Annotated in this window: 12 protein-coding genes; 4 read left to right on the forward strand and 8 right to left on the reverse strand. The window is 74.8% G+C overall.

The features are described from left to right. Positions 1 to 65 precede the first annotated feature (65 nt). Positions 66 to 1730 carry a trypsin-like peptidase domain-containing protein gene (locus ACFYZ3_RS00980; protein WP_388512999.1) on the reverse strand — a complete coding sequence of 555 codons (1665 nt, stop codon included), beginning with the start codon at positions 1728 to 1730 and terminating at the stop codon, positions 66 to 68. After that, positions 1727 to 2140 (reverse strand): CU044_2847 family protein, encoded by a 414-nt coding sequence (locus ACFYZ3_RS00985; protein WP_388513958.1) that lies wholly within the window; start codon positions 2138 to 2140, stop codon positions 1727 to 1729. Before ACFYZ3_RS00985 ends, ACFYZ3_RS00980 begins: the two co-directional genes overlap by 4 nt. A gap of 226 nt (positions 2141 to 2366) precedes the next feature. Here ACFYZ3_RS00985 and ACFYZ3_RS00990 point away from each other — a divergent pair, with 226 nt between their 5' ends. Continuing rightward, on the forward strand, positions 2367 to 6032 hold the full coding sequence (locus ACFYZ3_RS00990; protein WP_388513002.1) for a S8 family serine peptidase: 3666 nt from the start codon (positions 2367 to 2369) through the stop codon (positions 6030 to 6032). A gap of 281 nt (positions 6033 to 6313) precedes the next feature. Here ACFYZ3_RS00990 and ACFYZ3_RS00995 read toward each other — a convergent pair whose 3' ends face one another. The 3 genes from ACFYZ3_RS00995 to ACFYZ3_RS01005 all read right to left on the reverse strand — a co-directional run bounded on the left by ACFYZ3_RS00995 (position 6314) and on the right by ACFYZ3_RS01005 (position 10649). Then, a complete protein-coding gene (locus ACFYZ3_RS00995; protein WP_388513005.1) occupies positions 6314 to 7690 on the reverse strand; it encodes a carboxyl transferase domain-containing protein in 1377 nt (458 codons plus the stop codon). Continuing rightward, the gene (locus tag ACFYZ3_RS01000; protein WP_388513007.1) at positions 7683 to 9140 is read right to left on the reverse strand and encodes an acyl-CoA synthetase; all 1458 of its coding nucleotides are present in this window, start codon (positions 9138 to 9140) and stop codon (positions 7683 to 7685) included. The genes ACFYZ3_RS00995 and ACFYZ3_RS01000 overlap by 8 nt, the downstream gene beginning before the upstream one ends. 132 nt (positions 9141 to 9272) lie before the next feature. Beyond that, complete coding sequence (locus ACFYZ3_RS01005; protein ID WP_388513010.1) at positions 9273 to 10649, reverse strand: SLC13 family permease; 1377 nt, start codon at positions 10647 to 10649, stop codon at positions 9273 to 9275. Positions 10650 to 10848: 199 nt separating this feature from the next. On the opposite strand from ACFYZ3_RS01005, the gene ACFYZ3_RS01010 reads away from it, so the two are divergent. Further along, entirely contained in the window at positions 10849 to 11556 is a 708-nt protein-coding gene (locus ACFYZ3_RS01010; protein ID WP_361001049.1) for a FadR/GntR family transcriptional regulator, read from the forward strand. Between the two features lie 24 nt (positions 11557 to 11580). On the opposite strand, the gene ACFYZ3_RS01015 is transcribed toward ACFYZ3_RS01010, so the two are convergent. Beyond that, on the reverse strand, positions 11581 to 12183 hold the full coding sequence (locus ACFYZ3_RS01015) for a hypothetical protein (protein ID WP_388513013.1): 603 nt from the start codon (positions 12181 to 12183) through the stop codon (positions 11581 to 11583). Between the two features lie 99 nt (positions 12184 to 12282). On the opposite strand from ACFYZ3_RS01015, the gene ACFYZ3_RS01020 reads away from it, so the two are divergent. Both ACFYZ3_RS01020 and ACFYZ3_RS01025 read left to right on the forward strand, forming a co-directional pair. Next, positions 12283 to 13056, forward strand: a complete 774-nt coding sequence (locus ACFYZ3_RS01020) for an IclR family transcriptional regulator (RefSeq protein ID WP_007449320.1) — start codon at positions 12283 to 12285, stop codon at positions 13054 to 13056. Continuing rightward, positions 13053 to 13913: an SMP-30/gluconolactonase/LRE family protein gene (locus tag ACFYZ3_RS01025; protein WP_388513017.1), complete on the forward strand. Its 861-nt coding sequence runs from the start codon at positions 13053 to 13055 to the stop codon at positions 13911 to 13913. The genes ACFYZ3_RS01020 and ACFYZ3_RS01025 overlap by 4 nt, the downstream gene beginning before the upstream one ends. A gap of 18 nt (positions 13914 to 13931) precedes the next feature. On the opposite strand, the gene ACFYZ3_RS01030 is transcribed toward ACFYZ3_RS01025, so the two are convergent. Both ACFYZ3_RS01030 and ACFYZ3_RS01035 read right to left on the reverse strand, forming a co-directional pair. Beyond that, complete coding sequence (locus ACFYZ3_RS01030; protein ID WP_388513020.1) at positions 13932 to 15338, reverse strand: FAD-dependent oxidoreductase; 1407 nt, start codon at positions 15336 to 15338, stop codon at positions 13932 to 13934. Continuing rightward, positions 15328 to 16539, reverse strand: a complete 1212-nt coding sequence (locus tag ACFYZ3_RS01035) for an MAB_1171c family putative transporter (protein WP_388513023.1) — start codon at positions 16537 to 16539, stop codon at positions 15328 to 15330. Before ACFYZ3_RS01035 ends, ACFYZ3_RS01030 begins: the two co-directional genes overlap by 11 nt. Positions 16540 to 16583 lie beyond the last annotated feature (44 nt).

Consider the following 16583-nt stretch of genomic DNA (forward strand, 5'->3'; position numbering starts at 1 on the left):
CGCGGGTCGGTTCGGCGCGGTCGCGGTTCCTCGTGGTGCGTCGGTGCATGGGCGCGGCGGGCGGCTCAGCCGACCGGGGAGTGGAGCAGGGCGGGCGGCTCGGCGAAACAGCGGGGGTCGTCCCACAGGAGCTGGACGTCCCGCGCCCAGTGCTCCTCCGGGACCTCCGCCGCGTCCGCCGTCTCGCGCAGCTCCATGACCAGGCGGGGCAGCTCGGCCGGCGGCACGCCCGCCACCGACGCCGCCAGCTCGTCGAGGAACGCCGTACCGGGGCAGCGGCCGTCGGGTCCCTCCTCGCCGGGGCACTCCCGCAGCGGCCACAACAGCACGGGGACGGGCAGGTTGAGGCCGACCTCGAAGTACTCCGGCGCCGCCGAGGGCGGGGTGGCGAAACCGGCCAGCTCCGCGTCGTCACGCAGCCTCTTGCGCAGCCCGGCCGGCCGCTCCCGGGTGGCGCAGTCCACGCGGTGCAGCGTGCCGCCCGTGCCGGACCCGAGCCTGCGCCACTTCTTGTGCAGCTGGTGGCGGAGGCGTCCGCTGCGGTGGCGGTACCGGTCGGTCACCACGAGCGGGTAGGCGCAGCCCAGCGGCGTGGAGTCGTCCTCTCCGCACTCCCAGTGCGCCACCGGTTCGTTCAGCCACTCGCGCGGGAGCACGAAGGCGAGCAGTTCGTCGGCGCCGGGATCGAGCTGGGTGAACGCCTCGTCGATGCGTTCCTGGACGAAGGACCGCACCGCGCCGCGGGCCAGCCGGCGCGAACCCACCGGGCGGCGCCGGCCGTCCCGGTAGGCGGACACCTCGACGGTGACCTGGTCGGCACCGGCACCGCTGCGGTCGATCTCCACGACGATGGGCGACCAGGTCGCGGCGCGCGGCGCCGGATCGGGCGGGGCGTGCAGCCGCTCGGTCAGCCGGTCGGCGAAGCGGGCCACGGCCGCCGGGTCCGGCACCTCCCACTGCACGTAGGCGGCGGCCTCCCGCAGCGAGCCGAAACCGCCCTGAGGCAGCGGCGGGTCGAACGCGTCCATGGCGGAGACGTACAGCCGGTTCGGGTCGCAGTCCAGGCCGTTCTCCTCGGCCCGGCGCACCAGCGCGTACAGCCGCCTGCGGGCGTCCGCCCGGTGGCCGGGGGTGGGCACCAGCTCGCCCAGCTCCGGCCAGTAGCGCGCCATGACCTCGACGGGCAGCATCCTGCCGACCCGTACGTCCCGGGCGCCGGCCACGGCGGAGACCATGCCGACGACCGTGCCGTCGGCCAGTGTCAGCGCCGCGCCGCTGAACCCGGCGGCCAGCGGCTGCCCGTGCGCCGTGACCGCCTCCAGCTGGACCCACTCGTCGGAGATGAGGGGTCCGGGCAGGGCGCGGTAGGAGGCGAGCATGCCCTCGTCGTACCCCTTGGGGAAGCCGTAGGCGATCAGCTCGGGGGCGGGGGCGGTCCGCTCCGCGCCGGGCGGGGCGAAGACGGCCGGGGTGAGCGGCACCTCCCGGTCCAGCTCCAGTACCACCAGGTCGCCGAGGTCGGCGGCACCCTCCCGCCAGCCACCGTGCACGGCGACCGTGCCGGACAGCTCGCCCAGCTCCCGGCGGCCCGGGAAGGTCACCGTCACCGGCGCGCGGTCGGCCCACCGGACGACATGGGCGCAGGTGAGCAACCGGCGGGCGGAGACGAGGAATCCGGCGCCGACCTCCCTGCCGCACTCGACGCGGGCGTGCCATGCGGCACCGCTCATGACAGCGCGGCGGCGTCCGGGGTCTCGGGACCCGCCGGGGACGGCCGTGGCCCGGGACGCGCGGCGGCGGGCCGTGGCTCGGGAACCGCCGGGGACGGCTCGGGCGACCAGCTCAGTCTCACCACCAGGTGGCCCTCGGCCGAGCCCTTCGCGATGACCGCGCCGGCCTCCGCGCTCAGCTTCACCCCGAACTCCAGCTCCACCGCGTCGGGTCGGAGCGAGCCGTCCCGGAAGACGCGCAGCGCGGACGCGGCCGCCGCCCGCACGCCGTCCAGGGAGTCCTCGAAGGTGCGGGCCGCGCGGGCCGGACCGTCGCCGCGCGAGACCAGCCGCGCCCCGTCCTCGTCCTCCACGCCCTCGACGACCACCCGCACGCCGTCCTCGGTCTTGAACTCGACCAACCCGTCCATGACGCCGCTCGCTCCCCGTGTGCCGTACGTGTCCGTGCGCAGCACCATTGTGACGGACGGTACTTGGCCGTGTCCCGTTCCGCGCCACCGGACCGTCCCACCGCTGGCGGAAAGCCGCCAGGGCGACTAACCGCCGCGCCCGATCAACTCCTGTGCCCCAGCGGCCACCTGAGACTGCTCACAGCACTCTTCACCGCACTCTACGACGACACGAAGAGAGACGTGCATGAGCACAGGACCAGTCAGACGTGGGGCGACCCTCCTGTCGGCGGGGCTCGTGATCGCGCTGCTGCCGGCCGGGACGGCGGCGGCGCAGGATCCGCCCCCCGACCCGGTGCGATCCAAAACGGCGGCCGCCCGCACGGCCCCCGCCGCCGACGCGGCCCGCACCGTCACCCTCGTCACCGGCGACCGGGTGACCGTCACCGACCTCGGCGGCGGCCGGAAGACCGTCGCGGTCGAGCGGCCCGAGGGCGCCACCGGCGCCGTGCGCACCAGCAGTTCCGGCGGCCGGACCACCGTCGTACCGGACGAGGCCCTGCCCTACCTGCGCGACGGCAGCCTCGACGAACGGCTCTTCGACGTCGGGGAGTTGCTGAAACAGGGACTCGCCGACAGCGAGACCGGCGAGCTGCCGCTGATCGTGACGTACGGCAAGGGCGCGCGGGCCGCCACCCCGCGCGGGGCCGAGCGGACGCGGTCGCTGCCCAGCGTGCGCGGGGCCGCCGTCGAGGCCGACAAGGGGCGTGCATTCTGGCGCGAATTCACCCGTGGCGGCGCCGGCGTCGACGGCGTGTGGCTCGACGGGCGGGTCACCGCGGACATGGCCGAGTCCAACGCGCAGATCGGCACGCCGGAGGCCTGGGAGGCCGGGCTGACCGGCAAGGGCGTCACCGTGGCCGTGCTGGACAGCGGCGTGGACGCCGGGCACCCCGACCTCGCGGGGCGGATCGCGCAGAGCAGGAGCTTCATCCCCGGCGAGGAGGTCGCCGACCGCAACGGCCACGGCACGCACGTCACCTCCACCGTGGGCGGCAGCGGTGCGGCCTCGGACGGCAAGGAGAAGGGCGTCGCCCCCGGCGCCACGCTCGCGGTCGGCAAGGTCCTCGACGACGAGGGCTTCGGCAGCGAGTCGGAGATCATCGCGGGCATGGAGTGGGCCGCCCGGGACGTGGACGCCGACATCGTGTCCATGAGCCTCGGCTCCACCGAACCGAGCGACGGCACCGATCCGATGGCCGAGGCCGTCAACACCCTGTCCCGCGAGACCGGCGCCCTGTTCGTGATCGCGGCCGGGAACACCGGCGCCCCCTCCTCCATAGGCTCGCCCGGCGCGGCCGACGCCGCCCTCACCGTGGGCGCCGTCGACTCCGCCGACCAGGCCGCCTGGTTCACCAGCGCCGGACCCCGCTACGGCGACAACGCCCTCAAGCCCGACCTGTCGGCCCCGGGCGTCGGCATCCTCGCCGCCCGCTCCCGGCTCGTCGAGGGCAGCGGCGACTACACGTCCATGGACGGTACGTCGATGGCGACGCCGCACATCGCCGGGGCGGCCGCCCTGCTCGCCGAGGAGCACCCCGACTGGAGCGGCGCGCGGCTCAAGGACGCGCTGATGTCCACGTCCAAGGAACTGGACGCCTCCACCTACCGGTTGGGCGCGGGCCGGGTCAGCGTGCCGGAGGCAGTCGCCGCCGACGTCACCGCGACCGGCAGTGCCGACCTGGGCTTCTACTCCTGGCCGTACGAGGCCAACGAGCCCGTCACCAGGACGGTCAGCTACACCAACGACTCCGACGCGGCCATCGAGTTGAAGCTGTCCGTGCGGGGCGCCCCCGAGGGCGTCGCCACCCTCGCCGACACCTCCCTCACCGTGCCCGCGCACGGCTCCGCCGCCACCACCGTCACCGGTGACGGCTCCAAGGCACCGGTCGGCACCACCGGCGGGCAGATCGTCGCGGCCGACGCGAGCGGGAAGACCCTCGCGCACACCGCGTTCGGGCTGGTCAAGGAGGGCGAGCGGTACACGCTCACCGTGCACGTCAAGGACCGCTCCGGCGCCGCGACCCCGGCCGACCTGACCGTCCAGCAGCTCACCGGGGGCGTCGACCCCTTCCCCGCGCACGTCGGTGACTCCGGCACCCTGGAGCTGCGGCTCCCGCGCGGGACGTACAGCCTGTCGTCCTTCCTGGACGTGCGCGGCAGCCACGGCGCCGACTCCCTCGGCCTCGGCTTCCTCACCGCACCGGAGGTCGTCGTCGACCGGGACCGCGAGATCACCCTGGACGGCCGCGAGCTGCGCGAGATCAGCGCCGACGTCCGCGAGCGCACCGAGACCCGGCAGCTCCTCATGGAGTACGACCGCAGCGCCAACGGCTCCGACCTGTTCGGCGCCGTGCAGGTGCCGCTGACGTACGACAGCATCTTCGCCGCGCCGACCGGCAAGGTCGCCCAGGGCGACTTCGAGTACCGCACCGTGTGGCGGCTCGGCAAGCCGCTCCTGGAGGTCAAGGGGATCGGCGAGGCCACGGTCCAGTCCGGCGGCACCCTGATCGAGGGCCGCACCCGGCTGCCCCTGGTCGACGTCGGGGCCGTCGGCGCCGGGCCCTTCCCGGACGGCGTACGCGGCAAGGCGGTCCTCGCCGAGCTCACCGGGGGGACCGAACCGGCCGCGCTCGCCCGGGCCGCGCAGGAGGCGGGCGTCGAGGCGCTGTTCGTGACCGACGACGCCCCCGGCCGGCTGATGGCGTGGTGGGGCACGGACGACAACGCCGACCGGCCGCTCCAGATCGCCACGGTCTCCGCGGCCGACGCCCGCCGGCTGAGCAGGACCAAGCGGGTGGACATGACCGGCACCCGCAACACGCCCTACGTGTACGACCTGTCCGAGGGGCACCCGGGCGCCGTGCCCGACCGTGACCTCACCTTCGAGCCCGGACACCGCGACCTCGCCGTGCTGCACACCAAGTACCACGGCGACGAACCGTCGAGCGGCGGCGAGTTCCGGTACTCGATCACCGACACCTTCCCGGTCGGCCTCGGCTTCCGGGAGCGGATCGACTACCCCGCCGAACGCACCGAGTACGTGTCCACCGGGCCCGGCCAGCTCTGGCACGAGACCGTGACCAGCGCCGACGGGGCACTGGAGGAGCGCGGCGGACTGTCCGACTACCGGGGCGGCTCGCGCGCGGAGCTGAACTGGTTCAAGCCGGTGTGGCACCCCTACCTCGGCACCGGGCTCGGCTGGGGACAGCAGCGCTCCGGGAACCAGCTCCAGTTCAACGCGCCCGGCTGGGGCGACTCGGGGCCCGACCACACCGGCTTCGGCGACGTGTGGACCGAGGGCAGCGGGATGACGCAGACCACGTCGGTGTACCTGGACGGCGAACTGGTCGACCAGGGGCCGAGTTCCGCCGCCTACGCGTGGGACATGCCCGCCGACGAGCACACGTACAAGCTCGTCACCGACACCGCGCTGGATGCGAAGCGCTGGCCGCTGGCGACGGAGGGCCACGCGGAGTGGACCTTCCGGTCGGCCGCGACGCCGGACGACCGGTGGACCTTCCTGCCGCTGATCAACCTCTCCTTCGACGTCGACACCGACCTCGCGGGGAAGGTGCGCGGCGGGAAGAAGCTGCGGGTCGGTCTCGACGCCGCCTACGTGGCGGGCGCCCCGGACACCGGGAAGCTCGGCGGCGGAAAGCTGGAGGCGTCCTACGACGGCGGGAAGACCTGGCACCAGGTCCGGCTGCGCGGCGATGACGGGGAGGCCTCCTGGCACGGGACGCTGAGCGTGCCGCGCGACGCCGGGCACGTCTCGCTGCGGGCCTCGGCGCGCGACGACCGGGGCGGCTCGGTCACCCAGGAGATCGTGCGGGCGGTGGCCGTGCGGTAGGCCCACGAGCGCTTTGCGTGTGCCGACACGCGGACGGCGCCGCCTCCCTGGGACGGGGAGGCGGCGCCGTCGGTTTCTCGGACCGTCAGACCAGCCAGCCGACGAAGTGGACGAGGCCGGCGAGGATGTCGGTGAGAAGGTTCATGATCGTGCAGCTCCTTGCGCTGTTCAGATGCGGGGCCCGCTGAGACCGGAACCCGCGGGGACTACTGGGGACATGTGCGTCAACTACGGTCTGCAGCCCGTTGCTTGCACACCGTAAGTATCGTTGGTCCCTGCAGTCACATGCGCTCTTCAGAGCGACGATCACCTGTTCCAGGGAACACCTGCTCGCTTGTTCGGATCACGCCAAGCGCCGCCAAGTCCTGCGGACGCAACCGCAGTTGACCGGCCGTCGCCTCCACCTCCTCCGGCGGGCGCTTCAGGATCGCCGCCGCGTGCTCCGGCGCGATGACGGAGAAGTAGCTGTCCGGGGTGGCCCACGTGCTGCCGGGCGCGGCCAGGGCCAGCGCCCCGCCCGAGCCGCCCTCGCCGATCACCAGCGTGGTGACCGGCGTGCGCACCGAGGCCACGGCGCCGAACAGGTCCGCGATCGCCGGACCCGCCCCCGCCCGCTCGGCCTCCGCGTCGTTGGCCGCGCCCGGCGTGTCCACCAGGGTCAGCACCGGGATGCCGAGCCGGTCCGCGAGGCCGATCAGTCGCGTCGCGGTGCGGTACCCGGCGGGCCGGGTGGCGGTGCCCGTCTGGGCGGCGTACGCGACCGTCCGCCCCGCGTGCGCGCCGAAGCCGCAGAGCATGCCCTCCGGGTCCCGGCCGCCCGAGCGGTCGCCGGACAGAGCGACGCGCTCGGTGAAGTAGGCGTCCAGGTACGCCCCGGCGCGCGGACGTCCGGCGGCACGGGCCCGGCGCACCGCGTCCCAGCCCCCGGCCGGCAGGTCCCGCGCGCCCAGCGGCTTGGGCACCGGCGCCGGGGCGCCGGACGGCGCCGTCAGCAGCCGCAGCCACCGCCCCAGCGTCGCGCGCAGCTCCCCGGGCGGTACGACCGCGTCCGCGCTGCCCGCCGCCACCTGCGCCTCGGCCGTGTACGCCGCCGGGTCCGCGTCCGGCGGCCGGACCCGCGACCCGGCGAAGCCGACCTGCGCGCCGGGCAGGGCGAGGACCACGTCGGCGCCCGCGCCCAGCGTCGCCCAGCCGCCGCCGGTCGCCGGGTCCCGCACCACCGCGATCTGCGCGAGACCGGCCGCGCGGGTGAGCGCCGACTGCCGGGCCACCCGCTGGAGCTGGGTCAGTGCGAGCATCCCCTCCTGCATCCGGCTGCCGCCGGTGGCCACCAACGGCACCACCGGCAGCCGGTGTTCACGGGCGTAGGTGTACGCCGCCTCAAGACGGTCGCCGGTGCGGTGCCCCAGCGAGCCGCCGAGGAAGCCGAACTCGAAGGAGACGAGCACGGCCCGGGTGCCCTCGACGCGGCCGGTGCCGCAGACGACGGACTCCGCCTCGCCGGTGCGCTCGGCGGCGCGGGCCCGCGAGGCGTCGTAACCGGGCCAGCCGAGGGGGCCGTCGGGCCGCCACGGGCCGTCCGTGTGGGGCAGCTCGGTGAAGGTGTCATCGTCGGTGACCAGGGCGAGGAACTCCCGCGCGGTCAGGCGCTCAGTCACGGTCCAGCGCCCGCTTCATGATCTTCCCCATGTCGTTGCGGGGCAGCGCGTCGAGGTACCGGACGACACGGGGCCGCTTGTGCGGGGCCAGCCGGGCGGCGACATGGTCGGCCAGCGTGCCGAGGGCGGGCGGCGCGGCGGGGTCGGCCGGGACGATCCAGGCCACGATCCGCTCCCCGAGGTCGGGGTCGGGCTCCCCGGTGACCGCGGCCTCCCGCACCCCTGGGTGTTCGAGCAGGGCGTTCTCGATCTCCCCGGCCCCGATCTTGTACCCGCCGCTCTTGATCAGGTCGGTGGCCTTGCGGCCGACGATGCGGACATAGCCGTCGGGGTCGCGCACCGCCATGTCGCCGGTGCGGAAGAAGCCGTCCTCGGTGAAGGCGGCGGCGGTGGCGTCGGGGCGGTTGAGGTACTCGGTGAACAGGTTCGGGCCGCGCACCTGGATCTCGCCGACGCTCTCCCCGTCGAGCGCCGCGATCGGCGTGCCGTCCTCCTCCACCAGCCGCAGCTCCACACCGGGCAGCGGCACGCCCACCGTCCCGGCGCGCGGCTCGCCGTCGGCGCGCACGCTGGTGTTCATCAGCGTCTCCGTCATGCCGTACCGCTCGATCACCCGGCGCCCGGTGGCGGCGGCGATGCGCTCGTGGTCGTGCACCGGCAGCGCGGCCGACCCCGACACCAGGAGCCTCGCTCCGGCGAGCGCCTTCGCCAGCTCCGGGTCGGCCGGGAGCGTCTCGGCGATCCGGTGGTACATCGTCGGCACCCCGAACAGCATGGTCGCGCCGTCGTTCAGCTCCCGCGCCGCGCCCTCGGTGGAGAACCTGCCCAGGTGCCGCACGGACCCGCCCCGGCGCAGCGGGCCGAGGATGCCGAGGACCAGTCCGTGCACGTGGAACAGCGGCAGCCCCTGCACGAGGACGTCGTCACCGGTCCATCGCCACGCGTCCGCCAGCGCGTCCAGGGTCGTCGCGAGCGCCCGCCGGGGGATGACGGCGCCCTTCGGCGGTCCCGTGGTGCCGGAGGTGTAGACGACGAGCGCCGGGTCGCCGTCGTCGGCGCCGTCCTCGGGGACCGCCCCGCGGGCCCGCACGTCGACGTCGACGCGCTCCAGGGCGCCGAGGGCGGGCGGCAGTTCGGCGTCCGGGGGCGCCAGGACGAGCGAGGGCGCGCTGTCGGAGAGGATGTGCGCGAGTTCCCTGTCGCCCGACTTCGGGTTGAGCGGTACGGCGGCGACCCCGGCCAGCAGCGCCGCCACCACGGCGACGCCGGTCTCCATCGCCGGGGTGGCCCAGACCGCGACCCGGCCGGCGCCGCCGATCCTCCCGGCCGTGGCGCCCGCCGCGGCGGCGAGTTCCGCGTACGTCAGGGAGCGCTCGCCGAACCGCAGCGCGGGCCGGTCGGCCGGGGCGCCGGTCGGGGCCGGGGAGAGGGCCGGGAAGAGAGAGGACACGCGTCGTACTCCTTAACTGTTGCCCGAAGGGTGCTGCCCGAGAGCTGTTGCCCGAGAGCCGTTGCCCGAAAGGGTGCTGCCCGAGTGCTGTCGTTCAAGGCTGCCGGATCACGCCGGATCCGCGAGGCGGGTCTACCCGAAGCCGGGCACCACCAGGACGAGCCAGGCCAGCGCCGGCACGGCCGCCACCACGATCCCGCCGTAGATCATCAGCTGGCGGAAGAAGCGGTCCCGGTCCACGTCCGGGGCCGCGGCCAGCACCAGCGCGCCGTTGGTCGAGAACGGGCTGACGTCCACCACCGTCGCCGACACCGCGAGCGCCGCCACCATGCCGACCGCCCCGATCTCACCCTGTGCGAGGAACGGCACCGCCAGCGGGATCAGCGCGCCCATGATGCCCACGGAGGAGGCGAAGGCCGAGACAATGGCGCCGATGTAGCAGAGCAGTACGGCAGCCAGCAGCGGGACCCCGATGCCGCCGACGCCCTCACCGGCCCAGGTGATGGTGCCCATCTCCTCCAGCACACCCACGTAGGTGAGGACACCGCAGATCAGCAGCACCGTGGACCAGGCGATCTCGCCGACGGCACGGCGGCTGTCGTCCGGCCAGGCGGTGCTCAGCACCACGGCCAGGGTGACCGCGGTCAGACCGGCGTCCAGGTCGAAGCCGAGCACGGCCACGACCAGCGCGACCAGGGCGACCAGGGTGGCGATGCGGGCCGGGGTGAGGCGGATGCCGGTGCCTTCGGTGCCGCCGGTCCCCTGGTCGGGTCGGACGGCCACGGCGGTCGGGGCGCCGCCGCCGGTACCGGGGGCCGCGTCGGTGCCGCCGCCCGCCCCGCTGCCGGTCGGCTCCGGGCCCTTGCCGGGGGCACCGCCGTCCTCCGGTGTCACCGCCCCGCGCGCCCACAGCTTCCGCCCGCCGAGCACCGCGAACAGCACGGCGGCGATGAGGAGGTTGGCGACCAGCGAGGCCAGGAAGAGGCCGATCTCGCTGCCGGGGAGCTTCTCCCGCTCCACGATGCCGTTGACGATCGAGCCGTAGATGCTGATCGGCGAGAACCCGCCGGCCTGCGCGCCGTGCACCACCATCGTGCCCATGAGCAGCGGGCTGATCGAGTACCGGGTGGCGAAGCTCAGGGCGATCGGCGCGACGATCGCGACCGCGGCCGGACTGACCGCGCCGATCGCCGTGAGCGCGCCGGTCAGCGCGAACATCACCCAGGGGATCAGCGCGACCCGGCCCCTCACCAGCCGGACGGCCGCGTGCACCAGCCAGTCGGTGGTGCCGTTGGCCCGGGCGATCGCGAACAGGTAGGTGACGCCGACGAGGACGACGAACAGGTCGCCGGGGAACCCGGCGAAGATGCCGTCCGCGTCGAGGTCGGCGACGAGCGTGCCCACCCCGAACGCGGCGGCGAAGGCGAGCGCGCCCATGTTGACGGAGCGGGTGGTGGCGATGACGAACACCACGACGAGGACGAGGATCGAGATGAGTTCGGGGGACATGCGGGGGCTCCCGAGTGCTGACCTGACTGCCGATGTGGAGTGGCTGAGTGGCTGAGCCACTTGGAATGGTGCGGTTGGCTGGTCAGCGTGGGCCCGGTGGGAGCCGGCGTCAAGGGGTCGCGCAACAATTGGCTCAGCCACTCGTCCACCGGGCCATCGTCGGCGCCGGTGCTACGCTCCCGACGAGAGGGGGGACCTCATGACCGACGCCCTGCGCCCCATGACCAAACAGCGCCTGTACGAACAGGTGCTGGAGCGGCTGCGCCAGTACGTCACCGACGGCGGTCTGCGGGCGGGCGACCGGCTGCCGCCCGAGCGGGACCTCGCCCAGCGCCTCGGTGTCAGCCGTGCCTCGGTGAAGCAGGCGATCGTGGTCCTGGAGGTGCAGGGCCTGGTGGAGGCGCGGCACGGCGGCGGGACCTATCTGGTCCGGGACAGCCTCGACGTCGAACCCGTCGAGAAGATGGTCGAACGCCGCCGCCGCCTCCCGGACGTCCTGGAGGCCCGGGAGGCCCTGGAGACGAAGCTCGCCGAACTGGCCGCCGAGCGCCGCACGGAGGACGACCTCGCCGCCATGCGGTCCGCCCTGGCCGTGATGGCCGAGGAGATCGACCGGGACGGGCACGGCGTCGAGGGCGACCGGCTGTTCCACGCGGCGGTGACGGCGGCGGCGCACAGCAGCCTGCTCGCCGAGTTCATGCGCTCCATCGCCCACCAGATCGCCGAGAGCCGCACCGAGTCCCTGCGCCAGCCCGGCCGCCCCGGCCGCTCCCTGGCCCAGCACCGGGCGATCCTGGACGCCGTGGCCGCCCGGGAGCCCCGGCAGGCCGCCGCCGCGATGCGCCGCCACGTCCGTACGGTCGCCAAGGTCCGCCTGCTGGACTGGGACCCGGAGGACGAGCGCTGACCGCCCGCCCCCGCCGGGCCCCCGTCAGCCGCCGACCGCCGTGCGCTGCAACAGCCCCCAGGTGAACTCCGCGACCACCTCGTGCCGTACGCCCTCCCGGTCCGGGGCGGTGAAGGCCAGCCCCCACCGGGTCGGGGCCGAGCCCTGGAGCGGCCGGGCGGGGGCGAAGGCGCGGGCCGCCTCGTCCACCGTGCAGGACCAGGGCGTGAGGTCGTCCAGGGTGCGCAACTCGGGCCCCGGCGCGCCGGGGGCGCGGACCAGCCACTCGTTCCAGACGACGCCCTTGTCCGCGACGAGCACCTCGAAGCGCAGGCCGGGCCACAGGGGCAGCGCCCACTGCCGGGCCTCGCACTCCAGGTCGCCGATCCGGCGGGGCGCCACCGACTCCGGCTCGCCCAGGACGGAGCGGTACCGCGAGGCGGCCGAGCGGGACCGGGGGGAGCGGAGCATCGCCTGCCAGCGCCTGTTGGCCTCGCGCATCTCCGCCACCGAGGCGCCCAGCTCGCGGCGGGCGTCCTCCACCGGTCCGGGGTTGTGGTCGGCCATGCGGCGCAGCAGGACCAGTTGGAAGTCGCGCGGGGTGAAGGGAGCTGCGGGCTGCTTTCCGGTCGGCATGGCCCCCATCATCACCCGCCCATTGCCCAGGCAAACGCGATATGAGTAGCCTGTGTTCGTTATTCCGATCGCCTGTTGAAATCTCGAACACACCTAGGGAGGGGGCTGGACATGGGACGCCTCGTGCCGGCCGTGACCCGGGCTCTCGACATACTGGAGCTCTTCCTCGACGGGGACGGCACGCTCTCCGCCCCCGACATCGTGCGCCGGCTCCAGCTGCCGCGCACCACGGTGCACGAGCTGGTCACCACGCTCGCCGCCCGCAAGTACATCGTCCCGGTCGCCGGGCAGTCCGGACGGTACCGGCTCGGTGTGCGTCCGTACCAGCTCGGCGCCCGCTACGCCGAGCACCTCGACCTCGCCGCGGAGGGCCAGCAGGTCGCCCGGACCGTCGCCGAGACCTGCGACGAGACGGTGCACGTGGCGATCCTGGAGGACACCGACGTCATCTACATCGCCAAGGTCGACTCCACGCACGCGGTGCGCATGGTGTCGGCGGCCGGACGCCGGCTGCCCGCGCACTGCACGTCCGTCGGCAAGATGCTGCTGGCCTCGCTGCCCGAGCCGGAGGTCGCCGCGCGCTTCCCCGACGGCGCCGAGCTGACCGCGATGACCCCGAACAGCATCACCGACCCGGCCGCCCTGCGCGAGGCCCTGGCGGCGATCCGCGAGCGCGGTACGGCGGTGGAGAGCCGCGAGTCCAACCCGGACGTGTCCTGCGTGGCCGCCCCGGTCCGCGACCGCACCGGCCGGGTCGTCGCCGCGCTGTCGATCTCCGTGCCCATGATCCGCTGGAGCGAGGAGCGCCGCGCCGAACTGGAGCAGCTCGCCGTCAAGGGCGCCGCCGACCTCTCCGAGCGGCTCGGCCACCGGAGCGCGGCATGACGGCGCCCGGCACCGCCTTCGAGGTCGCCGTCCACGCCCAGGCGTCCCTCGGCGAGGGCCCCACCTGGGACCCGGCCACGGGCCGCCTCCTGTGGCTCGACATCCTGAACTCCCGTGTCCACACCCACGACCCGGCCACCGGCCGGCGCACCGTGCGCCGCACCGACCAGCACGTGGGCGCCGTCAAGCCCCGCGCGGGCGGCGGCCTGGTCCTCAACCTGCGGGACGGGATCGGCCTGCTCGATGCGGACGACACCTTCCGCTGGCTGCACCGCGAGCCCGTCCCCGGCCGCCGCGGCAACGACGCCGCCGTCGCCCCCGACGGCAGCCTGTGGGCGGGCACCATGCGCTACGACGAGGCGCGCGGCGGGGGCACGCTGACCCGGTACACCGGCGACGGGACGGCCGAGACCGTCCTCGACGACGTGACCGTGAGCAACGGCACCGGCTGGAGCCCCGACGGCACGCTCATGTACTACGCCGACACCCCGACCCGCCGTATCGACGTCTTCGACGTCACCGCGGACGGCCGGGCCGCGAACCGCCGCCCCCTGGCCGCGATCGAGGACGGCGCGGGCTTCCCGGACGGCCTGTGCGTCGACGCCGACGGCTGCGTGTGGGTCGCCCTGTGGGACGGCGGCGCGGTACGCCGCTACACCCCGTCCGGCGACCTGGACCGGGTGATCGCCCTCCCCGTTCCCCGGGTCACGGCCTGCGCCTTCGGCGGCCCGGACCTCACGGACCTGTACCTCACCACGGCCCGCGTCGGCCTGCCCGACCCGCACCCGCTGGCGGGCTCCCTGCTGGTGGTGCCGGGTGCGGGACGGGGGGTGGCGCAGCCGGCGTTCGCGGGGTGAGGGGCCCGGCGGTCCCGCTCACACCCCCGTGCGGTCGAGGCCGTCGAGCACCTCGCGCTCGGCGGGCGTCAGCGGGGGACCCGCCAGCGCGGGCAGGGGCGAGCCGGTGAGGGCCGCCAGCACCGCGGTGGGGCGGAACATCCGGGTCGGCGGTGTGCGCATGCTGGTGACGTCCCAGAGCGCCGAGGCCGCCGCGAAGGAACCGGTGGCCGCCCTCGTCATGCGCCGCGTGTACGCCGTCGCCGCCCGGTCGGCGATCCCCGGCCGCCCGCCGCCGCGCGTTCGGGGGTAGAGGACGTCCTGCCCCACGGCCATGGCCCAGGCCGCGTCCACCGGGCGCGCCGCACCCCGCAGCACCCGCCGGGCCAGACCGGGTGTGTCGAGCCCGTCGGCCCGGTCCAGCTCCCGGCCGAGTACGCGGGCGCCGAACGCGGCCACCGACATGCCCTGCCCGTAGGCCGGGTTGAAGGTGCCGAGCGCGTCGCCGAGGACCACCAGGCCCTCCGGCCAGTCGGGCACCTTGTCCAGATAGTGGCGCACATTGCTGGTGGACCGGCTCAGGTGCACGTCGGTGAGCGGTTCGGCGCCGGAGATCAGCCGGCCCACGATCGGGTCCGGCAGGCCGAGCGTGTACCGCAGGAAACCCTCGGGATCGGCCGGCGGTTCACCGCCGCGCGTGCCGCCGCAGCTGACCAGCCAGCGATCCCCCTCGATCGGCATGACCATGGCGCTGCGGCCCGGCCGGGACACGTACGGATCGGCGTGCACGACCGTCAGCGGGAACCGCTCCGCCCCGGCCGGTACCCGGTACACCCGCGAGGCGTTGACCAGCCCCGAGTCCACGGTCCGGGTCCGGACGCCGGACAGCCCGAGCCCGTCCAGCCAGGTGAGGATGCGCGTACCGCGTCCGCTCGCGTCGACGACCAGGCCGGCGTCCAGGTCCTCCGCCCCGCCGGGCCCCGAGATCCGCACGCCCCGCACCCGCCCCGCGGACCCGGTCAGGCCCACCACGGCCGCCCGGCGCACCTCGACGGACGTGCGTTCGAGCACCGCGGCCCGTACCGTCCAGTCCACCAGCGCCCGGGTGCAGGTGAGCATGACGGGCCCCGCCCGCCGCCACCGCCGCAGCCAGCCCTCGGGGCTGCGGGCCAGGATGCCCGAGCTGAGGGAGACCTCGTGCGCCCCGGCGGCGAGCAGTCGCTTGCGCAGGCTCACGCCGGGCACCATCTCCTCCATCGCCGTCAGCCCGCCGGGCATCAGCAGGTGCGCGTGCCGGCCCTGGGGAAGACCCCGGCGCTGCCGCGGCCCGTCGGGCAGCTCGTCGCGGTCCAGCACCACGACCTCCGCCACGCCCGCGTCGGCCAGCACGGAGGCGGCCAGCATCCCGGCCAGTCCGGCACCGACGACGACTGCTCTACGCGACATGGGGCTCCTCGGGTTCGGTCAGGGGTCCGGACAGGGAAGACGGGCCCGGGCCGCCGGGTGCGGCGGCCCGGCCGGGCGGGCGGTGCAGTGCCTGCGACAGTTCCACCAGCCCGCTCGCGCCCGGAACCTCGGTGGCGTGCAGCCGGTAGGAACCGGTGGCGTCGGGCGGTTCCTCGTGGGCGGTGGCCCGGCGCGCCGCGTCGGCGAGCATCACCGCCTCCGCCGCCAGCCGCGCCTCGTGCGGGGAGCGGCCCGCGCGCAGGGCGGCGTCCCGCGCCCCCTCACGGACCCGGTGGTCGAAGTACGGCGCCAGGGTGAGCAGGGCGTCGTGGATGGAGACCTCGCGCCACTGGAGCCGGGCCCGGGGAAGCCGCCACCAGACGGACGGCTGCCTGGGGGCCGTGGACACCGACTTCACCAGCGACCACAGCGGACCCAGTCGCCGGTAGTCGTCCAGCCCCCGCCAGTGGGCGAGTACGGAAGGCAGCAGCCTGGGCAGGGCGAACCCCACGGAGCACACCAGCGCCGCCAGCGACGCCATCGGCGGGGCCACGCTGGTGGACAGGAAGTCGAGGTCGTGACCCGTCCACCGCGCCACCACGGCCGTGTACTTGGTGAGCTGGAACCCCACCAGGTCCAGCAGCGCGCCCAGCAGGATGAGCCGCAGCCCGATCCGCAGCAGGCCGCGCACCTCACGGCTCCACTTGACGCAGACGGCACACATCACCAGCATCGCCGCGCTGTGCCCGAGCAGGTACAGCAGGATCATCTCCCGCATGAACGGGGTGCCCGCGTAGTACGTGTCGAGGTCGGTCAGCCGCTCGGTGTCCGCGTCGGCGAGCAGGAACAGCACGACGATGGCGGCCACCAGCAGACCGTAGGCCGCCATGCTGCGCAGCACCGCGCGCCGCACCACCGGCCGGGGACCGCCCCGCCAGTTGATCAGCAGCACCAGCACCGCGCAGCTGTACGCGGAGAGCATGCCGTAGGTCAGCGGGGCCCCGAAGTTGGGGACGCCGGTGAGTTCGTTGACGGTGCCGAGGGTGGCCGGAGCGGCGCACACGAAGACCAGGGCACCGAGGACGATGGCCACGCAGGTGGACAGGGCCAGCGGATTGCGGACGGCCGTCCGGGGGCGGCGGAACAGCAGCACCGAGGTCATGCCGAACACCACGGCCGCCAGGTAGACGACGAGACTCACGTCCGACCACTCCTCTCGTGCGGGACCCGTGCGTCCCGGCCGTG

It is taken from the genome of Streptomyces sp. NPDC001599, from assembly GCF_042893535.1.
Classification (GTDB): Bacteria; Actinomycetota; Actinomycetes; order Streptomycetales; family Streptomycetaceae; genus Streptomyces.